Source organism: Paenibacillus sp. FSL W8-1187 (assembly GCF_037965485.1).
Lineage (GTDB): Bacteria > Bacillota > Bacilli > Paenibacillales > Paenibacillaceae > Paenibacillus_O > Paenibacillus_O pasadenensis.
On the sequence record NZ_CP150181.1, the window covers coordinates 4,647,127 to 4,661,784 of the forward strand.

7 protein-coding genes and 1 pseudogene are annotated in these 14,658 nt (G+C 48.6%); all 8 read right to left on the reverse strand.

Annotation, left to right across the window (positions count from 1 at the left end; genetic code table 11):
- Nucleotides 1-114 precede the first annotated feature (114 nt).
- Nucleotides 115-1,182 (reverse strand): potassium channel family protein, encoded by a 1,068-nt coding sequence (locus tag NYE40_RS20120; RefSeq protein ID WP_339278851.1) that lies wholly within the window; start codon nucleotides 1,180-1,182, stop codon nucleotides 115-117.
- Nucleotides 1,183-1,578: 396 nt separating this feature from the next.
- Nucleotides 1,579-3,990, reverse strand: coding sequence for a restriction endonuclease-like protein (locus tag NYE40_RS20125; protein WP_339278852.1), 2,412 nt, complete (start codon nucleotides 3,988-3,990; stop codon nucleotides 1,579-1,581).
- A complete protein-coding gene (locus tag NYE40_RS20130) occupies nucleotides 3,962-6,127 on the reverse strand; it encodes a DUF3578 domain-containing protein (protein ID WP_339278853.1) in 2,166 nt (721 codons plus the stop codon). The genes NYE40_RS20125 and NYE40_RS20130 overlap by 29 nt, the downstream gene beginning before the upstream one ends.
- 50 nt (nucleotides 6,128-6,177) lie before the next feature.
- Nucleotides 6,178-8,625 carry a DEAD/DEAH box helicase family protein gene (locus NYE40_RS20135; protein WP_339278854.1) on the reverse strand — a complete coding sequence of 816 codons (2,448 nt, stop codon included), beginning with the start codon at nucleotides 8,623-8,625 and terminating at the stop codon, nucleotides 6,178-6,180.
- A pseudogene (locus NYE40_RS20140) lies at nucleotides 8,618-8,943 on the reverse strand (nucleoside triphosphate pyrophosphohydrolase). The gene NYE40_RS20135 and the pseudogene NYE40_RS20140 overlap by 8 nt, the downstream one beginning before the upstream one ends.
- 12 nt (nucleotides 8,944-8,955) lie before the next feature.
- Nucleotides 8,956-9,390: a DUF3427 domain-containing protein gene (locus NYE40_RS20145; protein ID WP_339278855.1), complete on the reverse strand. Its 435-nt coding sequence runs from the start codon at nucleotides 9,388-9,390 to the stop codon at nucleotides 8,956-8,958.
- A 229-nt stretch (nucleotides 9,391-9,619) separates the two neighbouring features.
- Nucleotides 9,620-12,673 carry a DEAD/DEAH box helicase family protein gene (locus NYE40_RS20150; protein WP_339278856.1) on the reverse strand — a complete coding sequence of 1,018 codons (3,054 nt, stop codon included), beginning with the start codon at nucleotides 12,671-12,673 and terminating at the stop codon, nucleotides 9,620-9,622.
- Between the two features lie 15 nt (nucleotides 12,674-12,688).
- Entirely contained in the window at nucleotides 12,689-14,641 is a 1,953-nt protein-coding gene (locus NYE40_RS20155; RefSeq protein WP_339278857.1) for a site-specific DNA-methyltransferase, read from the reverse strand.
- Nucleotides 14,642-14,658 lie beyond the last annotated feature (17 nt).

Below are 14,658 nucleotides of genomic sequence, written 5' to 3' on the forward strand. Positions count from 1 at the left end.
TTTCATGATATGGAAAGAGATGGACATCCCCCAGGTTCGAACGGACGTTCGAGCGACGATCGCTCGTTTTTTCCCGTGTCAAGTCCCTGCCTCAAGCCGATCGCGGAGCATCCGTCAAGGCGTCTGCCGCCTCGTCGGCGCGTGCGCTCCGGCTCCATCGCCGGTCAGCGCCTCGTACGTCGCCGTATCGGCGATGATGAACAGCCGCGCCTTCTCCGGAATCGTGTCGCCGAGCCGGCGGATGATTCCCGTGTCGTCGCCATCGGCGACGAGCAGCGCGCCGCGCGCCTTCAGCCATTCGTAAGCGTCGTTGTAGGTGCGCCATTCCGGCCGCTTGGCGATGCCGTACAGCTCGTCCCCGCTGTCCTTGCTCATCAGGTTCATGAACAGGCGCGACGAGCCCTGGTTCACCGTGGAGCTGGCGATCAGATGGGAGATCGACTGCTGCGACAGGATCAGCTCATCCACCTTCGCATGGCGGAAGCTGTGGCGATGGCTTTCCTTGAGGATCTCCGCGATCGTGTAGATTTCCTTGCCTTGGCGGGCCGCGTAGCTCTCCAGCGTCGTCGCGATCAGCAGCGTATGGCCGTCCGCCAACGACGAATTATGCACGCCCTCCGGGGAAAAGATGACGACCGCCTTGCACGCGCAGACGTTCGCCCGGTCCAGCGTCGCGTACTCCGTGGCGTCGCCTTGGATGTAATGGACGCGATGCTCCGCCATCGGCGTCTTCTCCAGCTTGGCGACGAGCACGACCTCGCGCGCCGGATCGGCGAGCAGCAGCTCCTCGATCATGTCACGGATCTTTTCCTCCGACCAGCCGATGACGACGTAGTGATCCTTGCCTTGGTAAGCCAATCTGCCTTCCTCCCTCTGCTTTTTCCAGCTCACGAAATTCTCCGTCGTCTTGCCGACGATAGAGCCGATCAGGAACAATCCGATAAAAATGACGACGATCCCGAACACCATGCCCGGAGCGGTCACCGGGAAATAATCGCCGTAGCCGACCGTCGTTGCCGTCACGATCACCCACCAGAGCGAGCGGAACCAGCTCGTGAACTTCTCCGGCTCCAGCGCCTGGATGACGAACGGGCTGAGGAGGAAAAAAATCGCCGCGAACACGGCGAGCGTCCGGCCATCAAGCCTGACGATCTTGCGGAACGCTTGGTAGAAAAACAGCATGAGATCGATCCTTTCTCTCGGCAAGCCTGGATGCGGTAATTCCTCATAAATTCATTCGCAGGAAAGGCCGGAAACCCTTCCTGCGGTTGCAAGAGGAGGAATCGATTTTCTTCGGAACGGGGGAATTAGGAGCCGTGAAAGGAGGGAGATCCATCTCAGGACGCAACAGCAAGCCGATAAACGACGAGCCGTCCAGCAGCCCGGACCGCCTCGACCAATACGGCGACAAGCTGGCCTCGCAGAACGAGGAGGAGTTCGAAGCCTCGGTTCAAGAGGCTTGCGAAGCGCAGGAGAAGCAGGAAGAAAGTAACTTAAAAAGCCAAGGCTGGATCGGAGATGATCCGGCTTTGGCTTTTGGTATTTTCCCATGTGCTTGTATCCTCGCACTCCATACTTTTAAGTGCCTTTATGGGTTAGTCGGATTAACTGATTGGCTTGGTCTACATGATGCTGATCCCAAGCCACATGAATGACTCCCTTCCTTCTTTCCTCTCGCCAGAGACGAAGCTGTTCCTCTGATTCTAAACGCAGCTCCGCTACTTCATGTGCCCGTTCAAAAATATAGAGTGATGTCATTAGCGTACTCTTCACTCCATGCCCACCCGGAAGAATAGCTTGGTTTCGCTTTTGCCACTTTTCCACAATCAGTTTCACATAGAGCTCGCTGCTTGCCCCACGTCGAGAAGGAATCTCCCGAATTTCCTGCCGTGGCAGAACCTGCCACTCCACAATTCTACCCCACCAATGTATCCCGGAGCGCTCATCCCCAAATAATCGCTTCGACTGATAAACCCCCACATATTCTAACTGTCCTAATGCGGCATGGGATTTAAACTGTTTTAGCGGAACATGATAGAAGCCAACTCGTTTTAAATCCTCCAGTTGATCCGGATGACTAAGAGCCCCGATCAGCATGTTTTCTTTTTTAAATTTGTCCTGAAAATATTCAGTTGTCCCTCTAGGCCGAGTTGAACGCTCAAAGGCTTTTTCTGGGCTATCTAGAATGAGTTCGTCTAAAAACTTCTCCATTAATTGCGTAGAGCCCGGTAGGAAGGGAATTGCGCCTACGTTGACCAGTTCAATGCTCTTATAAAACCTGTGATTCACATATTCCTCCTCATTCGGATACGGGAAAAGAACGTAAGCCCCAAACATCGTTCGTTCAAACTGTCGATGCTCGTCTCTGGATTCCGTAACAATGGCATCTCGGTAGCGATGCATGGTATTAATATCATCTTCTTGCGGGCCAGGGAGCTTATAAAATTGTTCGTAAGAAGTTCCCTCATAGGCCGGATTTAGACGATACTTTGCATCAAACACATACTTATATTCCACATTCGAATCTCGTTTTTTCAGCGTTAGAACATTATCGGGACGCTGAGAAATCGTTTGGCTCCGATCTCCTAAAGAAAGCTGATTGTAGTACAATGTGAACTCTTCACCATTGTGTGGATGGCGATAGACCATTCGTCCGGCTTTTGTTTTATCCAAGGTGACGAAAAGTCCGCCTCGATTAAACTTGATGACATCCTGCCGAATAAGCGTATACTTGTTGGCGAGAATCTCATGGATTTTAAGAAAGCACCAGTACTCGTACAAAACAGCCAGATCCTTCATCGACAAACGGAATAAATCGTCATGGATCGATAACCCCTTCATGAGCATGAGATAGTATTTATAGACCTCGCGATAGCCAGGAGCAAGCTGTAATACAAGTGTCACATTCATCTGGCGTAGATCGCCGACTTGTAGAAAATCGAACTGTTTGAGCCGCCGGAGTTCGGTTTGCATTCGATTAATCTTCCCCTGGAGAATTGGATCCCTAGAGTTTTTACGTTGAAGCAGACCCTTCAAGGCTCTCAGCTTTCCGGATAACCGGAGGAGGACCCAGCGAACAAATCGATTCTCATTTGTGTCGTAATCAATATACCGTTTCGTTTCAAGCAGTTGGTGAGGGGAATACCGTTTGTCACCGATCGAGACAATGCCCTTTTTTTGTTCTGAAAGTAAGTGAGAACGTTTTGTCAAAAGAGCCATATTCGCCGCTCTCCCCGCTCTTTTCACCCGTGCAGCATCAACAAGACGATGGTCGGAGCGAAGCCTGTAGTGAGGTGATGCTTGTATCCGTTCCACCGTTCGCTTTAGTTGATCGAATAAATGCTGAATAATGGTCCAAAACTCCGTCAGACTTTGTTGATTCGTTTCCTTAAGACCTGTCATCTGGTATGTCTTGCGCAAGAAATCAAAGCTGAGATTATAAATCTGTGAATTCACTTCCGTCAGAATAGCTTGATAATCCCTCTTATAGTCCATCTTGGTTGGAAAGATTTCAAGCTGCAGCCGGAAGATCGATGTGCCATGTAGTCTAAGCTCTAACTCCGTGTATCCAACCTCGTTACCAAAGTTAAGCACGCCAGAAAGTAAGCGGCTGCCTTTAGGCAATACTGATTCCCTCAAACTGCTATTCTCATGGTAAAACGTCAGTGGCTCTCCATCCACGAGTTCAACAATCATTTCATACACCTGTGTCTCGTAAAAGATAGGAGCACAAACATCGCCCGGCTGCCAGTCGATCATCCCTCTTCGAATCGGGTCAAAAACTTGAACCGACTCAATTACAAGTCCATGCATAAGCGACTGTACTTGTAAGTTCGCTTGTGTCCAAAGTTCATTTTCTCGGCGATGCAAGTGCAACTTTTCCACTGTGGGATGAAACGCCTTTCCCTGCAAATAAAGGGTAAAGCGATTCGCACAAATACGTAGCAGTTCGACCGGGCGATTAGGAGAGCCAGAAGGAAGTAAATCCATCCTCTTCTAACCTCCGTAGCATATAGATCAATTTGCGAGAGCTTAATTTGTAACGTGCTGAAGATACGGTGACTGCAGTATCTTTCCAAAGCGACGAGGCATCTTCAGACAACTCACCTGTAGGTAGTTGTTTATCGAGTGTGATTTCCAGCAAATGGATTAGGGCTTGACGGACCGATTCCTGGCTTCCCTGAATTCGAGGCAAGATTTTTTGTAGAAGTTGCAAGTCGAAGGCAGTTTCCTTGGCTAACAGCTGCCCTTGTACATTGTAAACCACATAAAAAGCGATTGCGTCGCGAATACGGAAGCCGACATGGGAGTGAATTGATTCCAAAATGCCGTTAATTCGAACTAATGCATCCGTTGTGTCTCGGATTAACGGTAAATAAGGCGATCCCGCTTGATAAACATCGGTGAGCTGAAGGTAATTTGCTCGTAAGAATGAATTTGGAGCTGGCAGCGGATCTGGGGCTTGCTCACCTGATGCACTAAGCTCTGGCAGCTGGTCTAACTGAATATAGTTAAATTCAATCGTATTTGCGCGATCGAGCACTTTTTTTGAAAAGGGATGCGTGGTTTCATCCATGTTGACGGTGCCGATAAGATAAACATTGTCTGGAATAGACAGGCCACCGTAGCGTTCCTTATCCTCATCTAGAACGAGTGAGCTTTTCGCAATTAGCTCACTTGTTACAATGTCGTCCCCGTTCCATTTTTGCGTCTCGAGTAAGCTGAGCAGATCACTAAAATAGTGCTCGACCCGAGCTAGATTCATTTCATCGAGGCAGATGAAGTACGGATTGCTTCGGTTCTCTGGTTTACTAGCCATAACCAACACTTCGGTTAGTGGGCCGGGCCGAAATTGTTGTGAAAGATCCTTATATCCAATTAAGTCCGTCGGATCGCTCCAGTCCGGACGAACCGAGATAAGCTGATAGCGGCGATTTTCCCTTGTTGTGCCGATTGCCTCGGCAAAGAGCTCGACAAGCTTCGTCTTTCCCGTGCCGGACACTCCCGCCAGGATTACAAACGGCTTAGACTTAAGGGATAGGTATAAGTTCTCGATTAAATGATCCGGGTAGGAAAAGCCTTTGAATAGGATGTATGATTTGATGGCTTGCAGACGGTCGCGGGTGGGTAAATCTAACCCCCCCGAATCCTCTACTACTACGTTCGTGAGCATATTTTCCATTGTCACACTGACTTCTTCCTCGCCCTGTTGATTTATGGTGCGCTCCACATATTGTTCATAATTGTTCATCACATTGGCAAGATCAGCGCTCAATTGGGCATCCGAAGGCATCCGACTTAGTTCGTAGCGATAGTAGGCAACGGTGGAGACCTCGTAGTCGCCGCCCCTCCCGGATCCTAGATGAAGCTTCTCATCTTTAATCATGCCCTCCAGCTGAACAAGGGTTCGAATTCGTCGGACATTTTCGCGTAGAATTCGATAGCCTTCTTTCTTTCCCATCTTTAGTGGCTCTGTGACACCTTGATTAAGGGTTAGGTACACCGATTGCATATCTTCTGCAAATAAATAAACAGCATATACCCCTGTTTGAGTGGAATCTGTGATTCGTCGATCCATTAGAGCAATCCAAGGTACAGTCGCCCATACTCCTTGACCGACAGAAGCTTGTATTTTTATCGATTCTGAAACGTATGGAAGCTGCATTAATTCAGCAGGAACTTGTCGACGAACATACTGGCCAAGATCATTATTACCAAATGGTTCTCTTTTTTGGGGGAGATAGTTTGTCATGATTTTGTGAAGAATGGCTCGAATTGAGACAGCAGAATGGGTCCATTTATTAAAGAGCTCATCCAATTCTTGACTGGTGTCTTTCTGCCATGGGTTTCCGGTTCGATCGTACTTATAATGCACCATCGTAAAGTCTTCCCTTTGGACAAATGAATTTCTGCGTAAAAGCATTTTAATGCCTTGAATCTTTGCTTCTCTTAAATGACCATCCACAGGCTTACGGGCGATGATCTCATTATCATCAAGGACAAGAGCTTCATAGCGTACGTCAGCATGCTTTAAGATTAAAATATAAAACTTCGTAGGCCGTCCTGATTTATACTTTCCCTGAGTGATAGAGTGCTCCGCAACAGCGAGATCTATTTTATATGCCAAACTTCTCACCTACAGTCACAGATTTTAACGGGGTAAAAAAGGGTTGACACCTACTTCACGTCTGCCTTCTTCTCGAAATAAGCATGCAGCCTGTACTCGGCGATTTCGCGTGCCCTGCGATGGATAATCCCCCTGTCCTCCGACGCGATCTTCAGCTGGAATCCGAAGCCGCGACCGTCGAAGAACGCGAGCCCTTTGGAGCTGCCGCTCCATTTGGACATCGGCATCTCCTCGATCAGCGCGGCGATCTTCCTCTCGTCGTAGCCGACCATCGCCGACATCTTCCGATCCGACAGATCGGCTTTTCGGCGATACTCCTTTTCCGTGAGGTACCGGTGGAAGAACGGCGCTGCCTCGAGGGAAGAGATCGGCTGCTCCCACCGCTCCGGGCCTCTCTCCAGCATCGCCAGCAGCAGCACCATCTTGTAGCTCTTGTTCATGCCGGTGCTTTCCGCCTCCAGCAGCCAGTCCCTGCATCGCGCGAGCGCCGCCTGCTCATTCGGCTCCAGCTCCTCCGCCCAGCCGAGGAACGCCGCATAGGAGCCGAACTCCTGCTTGTACTCCCGGCTGTTCTCGCGTCCATGCAAGTGCAGCTCGACATAGGTCGGCCGGCGATGCAGCTCCTCCTTGAGCTCGCGGTAGGCGGACAGCAGCTTTTCCTTGCGCGGCTGCCGCTTGCGGGCGAGCTCCTGCAGCAGGTCGATGACGCCCGTCTCGAAGTCGATCAAGCAGCCGGCCGGCACAGACGGCAGCACTCCGCTCCGCTTGCCTTTGCCCTCGCCCGTACCCGCATCGAACAAGCTCAGCTTGATGTCGGCATTGCGGTAGTTGCCGATGAGATCGACGATGACGCAGCTTTCCTTGCCCTCATGCAGGCGCAGACCGCGGCCCACCTGCTGGGTGAAGATGGTCAGCGACTGCGTCGGCCGCACGAACAGCAGCGTGTCGACGGACGGGATATCGACTCCCTCGTTGAACAGATCCACGGTGAAAATGACGTCCAGCTCTCCCGCCGCCAGCCTCCGGACCGCCTCTCTGCGCTGCGCCGGACTCGACTCGGAGCTGAGGCCGATGGCCGTCGCGCCTTGATCCGCGAAGAAACGGGCCAGGAAATTCGCCTGCGCGATCGAGGAGCAGAACCCGATCGTACGCGTCTGCCGATGCCGCAGCCAGGCGGCGTGGATGCGCTCCGCCATCTCCTCGCGCAGCTGGACGGCTTGCAGCTCCGCTTCGTCGTAGCCGCCGCCCAGCCAGGTCAACTGCGAGTAGTCCGTATCGTCATAGACCCCGTAGTAGCGGAACGGGCTGAGCCAGCCTTTCTGGATCGCTTCGATGAAATGGATCTGGAACGCCACGTTGCCGTCGCAGAGCGCGTACACATCCTTGCCGTCCAGCCGCTCCGGCGTCGCGGTGATGCCGAGCAGGAACGCCGGCTGGAAATAGTCCAGCAGCGCCTGATACGACTTGGACGCGGCGTGATGGAATTCGTCGACGACGATCAGGTCGAACGCGTCCGGAGCGAAGCGCTCGCGATGCCGCTTCGTCCCGAGCGTGTAGATCGAGGCGAAGACAAGCTCCGCCTCGTCCTCTTTGGCGAAGCCGTTGTACAGTCCCGCGGTCTTGTCCGGCATGACATGCAGGAAGGACTGCTTCGCTTGCAGGAGGATCTCCTCGCGGTGGGCGACGAACAGCACGCGGCGGAACCGGCCGCGGGCCAGGAAGGCGGCGAGGTACGTCTTGCCGAGGCCGGTGGCCATGACGACCATCGCCCGCGTGTAGCCTTCGTCGAGCGCATTCTCCAGCGCTTCGAGCGCGCCGGCTTGCACAGGGCGCGGAGTCAAGGAAACGGACGTGGCCGATGCTGCGGCTTCCTCGGCCCCGACGGCGGATGTCTCTTGACAGTCGCCCTCGGGAGCACCCCCAAGATCCGCCTCTTCTTCCTCGACGATCTGCCGCACGAGCTCCGGGTATTGCTGCCGGTTGCGCATGTATTCCTGCTCGTAGGCGGCGATCACGCCTTCGGTTAGCGTGCTGGTCTGATCATGGTAGAAATTGCGCATGAACTTGTCGAGCGCTTCTTGGAACGTGAACGGCTCCAGCTGCGCGTTGACGGACAGGTTCCACTCCAGCCCCATCTTGAACGCCGATCGGGACAGGTTGGACGAGCCGACGATGAACTTGCCTTCGCCGTTCATGTAGTCGAACAGATAAGCTTTCGGGTGAAAAGACGTTCCGCGGCTCCGCCATAGCCTGGCCTCCATACTGGGATGGATGCTGAGGAGAGTGCGCAGCGCTTGCGGCTGCGTGACGAACAGATAGTCGCCGGCCAGAAGCTTGACCTCCGCTCCGCGATCCAGCGCTTCCCGCAGATGCGGGGCGAGGATGCGGACGCCGGAGTCCATGACGAACGACGTGAGGATATAGATGCCGGAGGCTTGCTGGATGCCGGGGATCAGCTCATCCGCCAAGTTCTCGGTGATGAGCTTGATGTCAGGCATCCGGAACCTCGATCAGGTAGATGCGGTCACGGAAGCCGCCGCGCTTGGCGGCTTTTTCTGAGCGGTTTTTTTCAAGATGATCGGGAGTAAGACCATGAGTGGCCGCCAGAGCATGCAGCAGCTCGAGGATGTCGGCGAGCTCTTCGCCAGCCTCGGCGTCTGTGGCCGCGGCCAGGTATTCAGCGGTTTCCTCGGCGAGCTTGGCGCGGAGCTCTTGCCTGTATTCCTCGTCGCCAAGCAGGCGAGTGCTGGGCTCTAGCCCTTGCTCGCGGATGATGGCCGGGATCCTGTCGCGACGAGTTTGTTGTAGGGGGGCATGGAGATTACCCCTTATATCAGTTTATCTAAAATTTCTTTTTGATTATTAATTATCCACGTTAATTTGACGGGAATAGAATCTTCAAATTCCCCAACCTTACCTATACCAAGAAATATGAATTGTGGATTCTTGTTGTAACTCCTCCCAAAAATATATACCTTACATTCAGAATTAATAATAGATTGAATTAAGCCATGTGAAAGTTTTGAATTTGTCTTCCCATACCAAACTAATCCACTATCGTCGAATCTATTAGGATAATCGTGCCCCGTTCTACCTGCGGTTCCAATATTAACAAAAACAAAAATAGTATTGTTAAAACGAGTGTATCCAGTGTTCCAATTCCCTCCTTGTTTATCAGAAGGAACATTCATAATTCCATAAATGTCTTTTCGAGTGTAATATTCTCCAACCTCAAAGTCACAATTTATTAAATTCCTCTTCATTATCTGTGCCCCTCTTAACGTTTATCAAACCATGTTGCATTATTGAACTTTATTAATTCACGGATGAGAAAAATAGTTTTATCGATACTGTACTCGTAAACTCGCAGCCTGTACGATCATTCGCCGTATGAGTATTGAGCAGCATTGGAGGGGGAGTTTGGCACCGAAGGTGATTAGAATCTATCTCAACATAAAAATTAAGGTGAGGAATCCCCACCTTAATTTTGAACTATCCCTTCACAATTTCCATCAACCTCTCGTAGTTGTTAACTACGTCGTACTTCAGTTGATCTGAGTTCAGCTTCGCGAAATGCCGCCGTGCACATTCAATCTTTGCCTTCTCGACTTCCCGCAGTTCCATCGAATCCAAGGAACCTTTTGTCTCTGCAATGAAGTAGATATGCTTTATGCCGCCTTCTTTGAATACAATCGCCCAGTCTGGATTGTAGTCACCAACTGGAGTAGGGATGTAAAAGCCCCGTGGCAACTTAGCGTATATATGTACTTCATTGCTCGTATCCAGCTCTTTCGCGAAAGCCCGTTCGATCTTGGAATCCGTTACTACATAGTCATAGATGTGCTTCTCCACGGCTATTGCGTTTTGTCCAAGCTGGCCCTTCAGCGTGTTCTTAGTGAACACATCGGTATCGAACGTATCGTTGATCACATCATACGTAATGGATTCAATGATCGTCGTCGCCTTCTGCTCATTGATCAATCTGGACGCTCGAAGGATGAACTCCTCAGGATTCTTCTGGAACAACATGAACTTGGCCTGCTTGATGCCTTTCATGATGGCGACAATTGTTTTTCGGGTGAGCTTTGTCTCATCCATCAGTTTTCCGATCAAGTCGTATTTGATCTTCGATGCCGTAGCTTGATGAACATAATCCGCGTCCGTCTCTCGAATTTTGAACGCTTCTCCCTGCTTCAATTGCTCACGGGATTCGATCTCATTCATTTCTCCGTGCTTGATGGAATAACGAATGGACGGCACGTCCAAGCTCATATCAATCGCCATGATGCTTTTCTGCACCAATTCTTCCGAGTCGAACTGAACCGTGTACACCGATCTCTTATTGATCCGGCTCCACAATTCCTTGAACTCTTTCTTGTGGAAATTGCTGTTCACCGTAATATTCGGAACGGTATTCTTCCGGTCATCGTTCGTCATATCTGACTTGCCTTCAACGTAGATCGTTTTAACCAGTTCAATAAGCTGCTCTTGATGTGCATTCAGCTCGTCGGGCAGTTTAATGGTTTGTTCTTCTAAGGCTGCAAAATAGACATCCGTCAGATTGTAGTCATCGTCGGTATAGCCATTACGAATGAATGCGTTTTGCAGCTTGATTGCGAGTCTCTCATCGATCTTCAATTGTTCGCCGCGGGCGTTCACAAGGACTTTATCCAAGAAGAAGCTATTGTCTGCCTTGCGTGGGCGATCCGACAAAGTCGCGGCAATCTCGCCTTGAAGTTGCTTGGCAAATTGCTCATAGGATTCACTTGCGACAACGGTTAGTGCGTTGATCTCGTGAACATCAATACCCGGAATACTGGAATCGATCCGTTCGCCATGCTTGTTCACGCAGAGCCGCAGTCCACGCCCAACTTCCTGCCGTTTCTTGATCGTGGATTCACTGTGCTTGAGCGTGCAAATCTGGAATACGTTCGGGTTGTCCCAACCTTCTTTCAACGCCGAGTGAGAAAAGATAAATCGTGTTGGCTCCTCAAAGCTGAGAAGCTGCTCCTTCTGTCGCAAAATCAGGTCGTATGCATCTGCATCATCGGAGTCGGTCTCTCTGGTAGACACTTTGGAATCCACGAACCGATTGCTCTTTTTGTCGATGGAGAAGTACCCTTTATGCGTTGCCGTCACTTGTATGGCGTTCAAATATTGAATATACGGATCATCCGCAAACAATGATAGTTGCTCGTTCAGGAGTTCCATGTATTCTTCTTCAAAGATATCCGCGTAATCGCCGTTCTGTTCATTGCCGTCCGTATCGTACTGTCGATACTTGGCAACTTCGTCGATGAAGAAGAGCGAGAGCACTTTAATTCCTTTGTGAAACAACACCCGCTCCTTCTCGAAGTGGGACTTCAGCGTCTCCCGAATCTGGATTCGCCGGAAATGAAGCTCGCTGACATCACCCTGCACGTCTCCGGCGAACAGTGTAACTCCGTTAATAAAGCTGATGCTGTTGTTCTGCCCGTTGATCTCGGATACCTTGAATCCTTTGTACTGCTCCAAATTGTCGGACAATTGATAGAGGTCATCGCCTGTGACGATCTTCTTGGATGCCTTGGTTAATCCAGTTTTGGTTCTTTTCTCATACTCAAGACGGGCTACTGGAGCATGCTTATCGCTGACATCAATGCCTTCGAGATACACGTAGCTGTTCGTTCCGCTTGTTCCTTTGACCGAGATGCCCTTAACGCTAATCTTCTTAACGAGCTTCATGTTGTAAGCGTCCAAGGCATCAAGGCGATAGACTTTGTTGTAATCCTCGCGATGAGTTGCCGAATACCGCAACGTAAACAATGCTTTAAAATCCTTCATTGCCTCTTTCGTCTTCTGCCCTTCGACTGATTGTGGTTCGTCGATGATGAGTATGGGATTGGTGCTTGCAATAACATCGATGGGTTTACGGGATGCAAAGTCATCCAGCTCCATCGTAATTCTTCTTGCATCCTTACCCTTGGCGTTAAACGCCTGAGCGTTAATAATCATTACGTTAATGCCAGCGTCACTTGCGAACTTCTCGATATGATGCAATTGCTTGGAATTATAAACGAAGTAACGTGCCTTTGATCCATACTCCGCCATGAAATGGTCTTCGGTAATCTGAAACGTCTTCAGAACACCTTCACGAATCGCAATCGACGGAACAACAATGATAAATTTGCTCCAACCGTACTTTTTATACAACTCGAACATCGTCCGAATATACGTATAGGTCTTACCCGTTCCGGTCTCCATTTCGACCGTCACATTGTATTTGCCCTCAAGTCGTTCAGACAATTTCAATCCATTTTTACGTTGTGTAGATTGAATGTTATTCAAGACCTCCTGATCAACCAACTTGATAGGATTGTTCTTGAAACCATACTCGGACTCACTGCTTTCCGTTTGTTGAAATAGATCACCTATTTCTACACTTTTCTGCCGCCGACCTTTATCGAGCGTAAAATGGGAAGATTCGTTAGGTTGACCTTGAAATACGTCAACAATGCTATTTACCGCATCCAATTGAAATTGTTGGTGTTTGAATTTAATTTTCATCGTTGCTCACCTTCCTTAAAGCACTTGAATATCAGTGCTAGGGGAGAGTAGCTTGAACAGCTCTTCGACATTGATTCTTGCAGAATCATCTCTGAAGGAACTGTCGCGGAATACAACGCGAAGTGGTTGGTCCCCTGCAATCTTCTTGATGACTGTCTCTGATACTTCACTGTCAAAACAAGCGATCAAGGAGTTACCTGCAACATAATGAACGGTTGTGCCTTCTATTTCTTTTGACTCCATTGGTAAAGACAATTCCAACCCTAGTTCCAGCATCACTTGAATCAGTAAGTCCTCGCCACTGCGATCTTCTTTAATGTTCGATACCACATCATCCAGGTTCAACTGGCCAAGCTTGTCAGGTGTGTAGTATACGTCCTTCATGTTACTTGAATCCACTCGGTACACACGAAAGCCATAATCAATGTCTGCTCCTGTTTCCTCCTTGATCTTCTTTGCTGCTCGGCGAATTCTCTCTTTTCCAATTTCACAGATGTTCTTGTATCCTGCTTTAAATGCCTCAGAATCTTCTTTGGTTTTTTGTGGAAGTTGTACCATAATAAATTCACGATTACCCTTATCCTCAGCATTTAATTGCATGACAGCTTGTGCAAAACTTGCTGAACCTGAAAAAAAATCAAGTAAAATCCCATTCTCACATCCGACATATTCAATAAAACTCTTTAGTACCGTTACATCTTTTGGATTCTCGAAATAATTTCCACCTAATAACTCTTTAAGAGTCATGCTTGCCGCTCTTCCATCCTTATATATGACTGGTGTCAATACGTAGTCTTGTGCTTCATGCAAGTATATTTTTCTGAGCGGTATTGTAGTCTCATCAATTCCAAAATGCACTCGGTCCTCCGCTATCCTTCTTTTCATTTCAGTTTCAATACATCCCCAACCTCTAGAAGGCTTTTTAACGGGTTTTTGCGTTACTGGATGGATTACCTCGTAATCAGGAATACTCGTACTCGCAGAAGAGATATCTCCCCCAAAATAAAGACCTCTATTATCCACTCTAAAGAAATGGCTAATTTCTTTAGCAGGATGATTATCAGGTAAGTTCTTATAGAATTCCTTCATCCCCTCTTCAATTTGACTGTTATCGTTAAATTTTTTTCTAAGAGAGTTAAACTTGTTCATTACCTCATCATACCCAGGTTTCTTAGCTCTCCACTTTCCGAACTTTGAGGCTAAACTTTTATCCTTTGCATAAACTAGCACGTACTCTACACTTTCAGAATAAAATGTTGAATCATTTTTTCTGCCTTTTTCCCAAGTAATTTTTGATATCCTGTTCTCTTCATAAAAGACTGAATTCATTAAAGCTGTTAAATTATTTTCTTCATGCTCATCGATACTAACAAAAATAACCCCGTCATCACTTAATAAATTCCTAGCAATTCTTAATCTTGTATAAATCATAGTCATCCAATCACTATGAAATCGTCCGTTTGATTCTGTATTCTGAAAAAGTCTATTTCCTTCCTCATCTACCTGACCAGATTGCTCCAAATACTCTTCGGTTGGTTCTCTAAAGTTATCGTTATATATAAAGTCTTTGCCTGTATTATACGGGGGATCAATATAGATCATTTTTATTTTATTCAGATATGATTCTTGTAATAGCTTTAATACTTCGAGATTATCACCTTCGACATAGAGGTTCTTAGTATTTTCCCAGTCAATACTATCTTGTACCACTGGTCTTAATGTCTTCTCAATAGAACTATTTGCATTAACAATTGCCTCTTTTTTTCCTGGCCAAGTTACTTGGTACCTCTCTTTTTCTCCTTCAACAAGGAAATGAGACAACTCCTGCTTTAACAATTCAAAGTCGATCGCTCGTTTTATTCCTCCTTGATTATCATTTGTCTCTGTAATTACACTTGGGAACAATTCCGCAATTTTATCAATATTGGCTTGAGTCAAATCAGCAGACCTCATTGTTAACTTATTCATTTACAATTGAACCTCCG

Excerpts from the sequence above, each read along its gene's own strand:
- NYE40_RS20120 (WP_339278851.1), bottom strand. The coding sequence starts at position 1,182 with ATGCTGTTTTTCTACCAAGCGTTCCGCAAGATCGTCAGGCTTGATGGC.
- NYE40_RS20125 (WP_339278852.1), bottom strand. The coding sequence starts at position 3,990 with ATGGATTTACTTCCTTCTGGCTCTCCTAATCGCCCGGTCGAACTGCTA.
- NYE40_RS20135 (WP_339278854.1), bottom strand. The coding sequence starts at position 8,625 with ATGCCTGACATCAAGCTCATCACCGAGAACTTGGCGGATGAGCTGATC.
- NYE40_RS20145 (WP_339278855.1), bottom strand. The coding sequence starts at position 9,390 with ATGAAGAGGAATTTAATAAATTGTGACTTTGAGGTTGGAGAATATTAC.
- NYE40_RS20150 (WP_339278856.1), bottom strand. The coding sequence starts at position 12,673 with ATGAAAATTAAATTCAAACACCAACAATTTCAATTGGATGCGGTAAAT.
- NYE40_RS20155 (WP_339278857.1), bottom strand. The coding sequence starts at position 14,641 with ATGAATAAGTTAACAATGAGGTCTGCTGATTTGACTCAAGCCAATATT.